Source organism: Catellatospora tritici (assembly GCF_019083965.1).
Classification (GTDB): Bacteria; Actinomycetota; Actinomycetes; order Mycobacteriales; family Micromonosporaceae; genus Catellatospora; species Catellatospora tritici.
Window position 1 is genome coordinate 192,603 of record NZ_JAHRCY010000016.1, and the last position, 3,524, is coordinate 196,126.

At 71.4% G+C, this 3,524-nt stretch carries 4 protein-coding genes; 1 reads left to right on the plus strand and 3 read right to left on the minus strand.

What is annotated here, in order from left to right:
* Positions 1–77 precede the first annotated feature (77 nt).
* The 3 genes from KUA19_RS30430 to KUA19_RS30440 all read right to left on the minus strand — a co-directional run bounded on the left by KUA19_RS30430 (position 78) and on the right by KUA19_RS30440 (position 2,585).
* Positions 78–1,097: a chitinase gene (locus KUA19_RS30430; RefSeq protein ID WP_217401444.1), complete on the minus strand. Its 1,020-nt coding sequence runs from the start codon at positions 1,095–1,097 to the stop codon at positions 78–80.
* A gap of 49 nt (positions 1,098–1,146) precedes the next feature.
* Positions 1,147–2,142, minus strand: a complete 996-nt coding sequence (locus tag KUA19_RS30435; protein WP_217401446.1) for a hypothetical protein — start codon at positions 2,140–2,142, stop codon at positions 1,147–1,149.
* Positions 2,143–2,231: 89 nt separating this feature from the next.
* Positions 2,232–2,585, minus strand: coding sequence for a hypothetical protein (locus tag KUA19_RS30440; RefSeq protein WP_217401448.1), 354 nt, complete (start codon positions 2,583–2,585; stop codon positions 2,232–2,234).
* A 137-nt stretch (positions 2,586–2,722) separates the two neighbouring features.
* On the opposite strand from KUA19_RS30440, the gene KUA19_RS30445 reads away from it, so the two are divergent.
* Positions 2,723–3,364, plus strand: a complete 642-nt coding sequence (locus KUA19_RS30445; protein ID WP_308167732.1) for a class I SAM-dependent methyltransferase — start codon at positions 2,723–2,725, stop codon at positions 3,362–3,364.
* Positions 3,365–3,524: the final 160 nt, after the last annotated feature.

Below are 3,524 nucleotides of genomic sequence, written 5' to 3' on the forward strand. Positions count from 1 at the left end.
CACATCGTCCTGCGGTTGGTGGGGTTCTGGGCGGGGGCGCGGGGCGGCTTCCCCCGCGCCCCCCCGACCATGCCGGCTCAGCCGGTGAAGGGCGTCAGCAGGTGGGTGAAGTCCCACGTGTTCTGGACGATGCCCGAGCAGGTGTTGGAGTCGGTCTGGCCCGGGCAGCCGCCGTTGTCGCGCTGGATGGCCCAGGCCGACAGCAGGCTCAGCCCGTTCGCGCGGGCGAAGTCGAGCATCCGCTGCGCGTCGGGCAGGTAGGTGATCTCGGTCTTCTTCGGGTAGTCGTCGATACCCGGCAGCATCGTCATGCCGATCATCGCCCACAGCTGCGCCGGGGACTTCGCCGGGTACAGGGTGTGCAGCTGGCCGTAGAGGCCCTGGGCGGCGGTCAGCGCCGCGGCGCCCATGTCGGTGGTGACCTTGTCGTAGTAGTCGAACACCATGATGTTCACGATGTCGACGCGTACGCCGTTTGCGACCGCGTTCTGCAGCACCGCCAGGCCGGAGGGCTCCAGGCCGGCGGCGGAGGTCGGCAGGGTGTAGACGACGTCGACGCGGCGGCCGGTGGCGGCCGCCCAGTCCTGCATCAGCTTGAGGGCCTTGTTGCGCCGGTCGATGCCGTCGGGTTTGGTCAGTGACCGGCCCTCGATGTCCATGTCCAGCCGGGTCACGCCGAGCCGGGTGACGACGTCCTCGTACGCGGCCGCGATGACGGCCGGGTCCTGGCAGGAGTCGCCGATCTCGGTGCCGTTTTGGTCGGCGCTCCAGCCGCCGAAGGACGGCACGGCGTCGCCGCCCAGGGCGCGCAGTGCCGCGATGTCGTCCACATAGGTGTCGGTGGCGACCGTCCGCGCGCTCTCGCCGTTCCAGGCGAGGATGCACGAGGTCTTGGACAGGGTTTCGAGGAAAGCCAGGGTGAAATGGCGGGCGCCGGACTGCTGGGCGATGCCGGTGATGGTGCCGGGCTGCCAGGTCTCGAAGTACGGCGCGTAGACGTGGGCGGGCAGCGGCGTCGGGGCTGCCGCGGCGGGGTTGGGTACGGCCAGGACGAGCAGCGCGGCGGCTGCCGCCAGCAGGCGGGGGGTTCGGGACACGGGGGAGTCGCCCTTCTCGCTGGAGACTGCAGGAAGGCCCGTCGGTGACCTATGGGCGGGTGAACCAGGGCTTCGTGGTGGTGTCGTACTTGAGGAAGTTCAGCAGCGCGGTCGCCACCTTGGTGCGGCCCGCGTCGCTGGGGTGCACACCGTCGGACTGGAAGTCCGAGCAGGCCCATTCCAGGCCGTCGGAGCGGCCGGGCACCCCGCCGGGCACCCCGTCGGCGCCGAGCCCGTCGGCCCACAGGTAGGTGCTCCACGCCAGCCACGGGGCCGGGCCGCCGGTGCCGTAGCCGAGCCGGGCGTCGCCGTTTATCTGGTCGCGGATCAGCCCCTTGACCGCGAAGCCCTGCTCGTAGGCGCCGGTGCCGCGGACGGCCCCGTTGTAGTCGCCGTAGCTGCGGCTGGACAGGAAGGCCAGCCGCAGGTTCGGGTACTTGCTGCGGGCGATGGTCACGATGTCGCGGAGCCGGTCGCGCAACGTCTGCGCGCCGGCGGGGAACGCGCCCAGGGCGTCTCCTGCGATCTGCTGCTTTAGCCAGATCACCTGCACCTGCGGCGCCGTGACCCCGGCGGCCGCGAGCCGGTTGGCCAGGACCGTCCACGTGTCGGCGGTCGGGGTGGACCAGGCGATGGCGTCCTTGCCGCCCTGCGCGCCGTCGACGAGGACCAGCCGCGGGTTGATGGCAGGGTCGCCTTGGGCAAGCGTGATGAAGCGCTGGAACTCCTGCGTGGTGTTGGACATGCCGATCGAGGCGAAAACGATCTTCCCGTTCGCCGGGTCGGCCGCGCCCGCGGCGTTGCGGGGCTGGACCGCGCTGGTCGCCAGGGTGACCCCCGCCGCGTCGTGCGGAGCCGGGCGGACGTTCACGCCGCCGGGGTAGAGGCCGCCCTCGGCGCCGAGGTAGGTGCCCGTGCCCAGGTCGGTGAGCGGGATCCGGCCGGTGTGGGTGCGGGTGCAGTCGGCGGCGGAGGCCGGGGTGGCCGGCCATACGGCCAGCGGCAGCAGCAGTGCGAGGACCGCTGTACCAACCATTCTTCTCATTGACGAATAATAATATAGAAGATAGCCGTTGGACATGGTTTGTCGGCGGGTCCGGGACCCCGGCCTCGACTGGGGCCCGCTCGGGGCGGTCAGGGCAGCGGGATCGACCAGATGCCGCGGCCGTGGATGACCAGGTAGGCGGTGTCGGCGGGGGCGTAGTACTCGATGTCCACGCTGACGGTCAGCGGCAGGCCGCTGCCCAGCCGCTGCCAGGCCGTGGCGTGCGGGGCGCGGCAGAACAACGCCAGGTCCGTCGCCAGGACGAGCGACCCGTCCGGCAGGGCCTTGATCGAGCTGGCGAGGACGTCGGGCAGGTTCGCCGAGACGTCGGTCCAGGTGGTGCCGCCGTCGGTAGTCTCGTACCCGCGGCCGTAGCAGACGCCGGGGCCCTCGGTGAAGCGGCGGGCGAACCAATGACATGGTGCGCTTCCTCCCGGTGGCACCTCAGCGCGGGCAGGGGTCGTGGCCGCAAACCGTTAGCGCTGTCGATGCCCGGGACGTCACGGGATGCGGGAGCGCTGCGGGTCAGACCGGTCGGTCTGTCATGTCATCGTGCGCGCTGGGTCGCGACCGTGACTGGGTGGAGTGGCAGCGCACCGTCGACATCCTGCACGCCCACCTGCCGGCGCCATCGGCGCGGGTGGCCGACGTCGGCGGCGGGCCTGCTCGCCACGCCGTTCAGCTTCGCGAGCGCGGGTACACCGTCGACCTGTTCGACCTGGTGGCGCGGCACGTCGCGGCCGCGAGGGAGGCTGGCGTGACCGCGAGCGTGACCGACGCGCGGGCAGTCCCGCTGCCCGACGAGTCCGTCGACGCGGTGCTGCTCCTCGGGCCGCTCTATCACCTGCCGGCCGCAGCCGACCGAGGGCAGGCGCTGGCGGAGGCGTACCGCATCCTCCGGCCGGGTGGCCGGGTGTTCGCCGCCGCGCTGTCCCGTGTCGGGCGGGTCCTGGTCGGGCTGTGGCGGGGGCTCGACACCCTGGCTGACTGGATGAGGGCGCTGCGGGTGCTGGACACGGGGATCATCGACGACGCGACGTGTTCTACCGCCACACGCCACAGCAGCTGCACGGGAAACTGTCGACCGCCGGCTTCGGCGACGTCACCGTGTCCGGGGTGCAGGGCCCGCTGGGCGCCTGGGCGCGCCGGGACCCGGATCTCAATGGTGTCGCCTAGGCTGCGGCGATCCGTGAGCCTGATCCGGGCACCTCGATTCACATAATCGCTGTCGGGTCCCGGCCGGCTGGGACCTGACCTAGTGCCTCGTCACGCGGCCTTGATGGTGTAACCCGGCTCGCGAATTCGTGAGTTCGGGGCGAAGTTGGTCTTGGGTTGGGCGCGGTGGTTGCGCCATCGGATGTAGGCGCCGATCGCTGCGTCCT

Bases quoted from the DNA above. Each gene is read 5' to 3' on its own strand.
- KUA19_RS30435 (WP_217401446.1), bottom strand. From the start codon at position 2,142: ATGAGAAGAATGGTTGGTACAGCGGTCCTCGCACTGCTGCTGCCGCTG.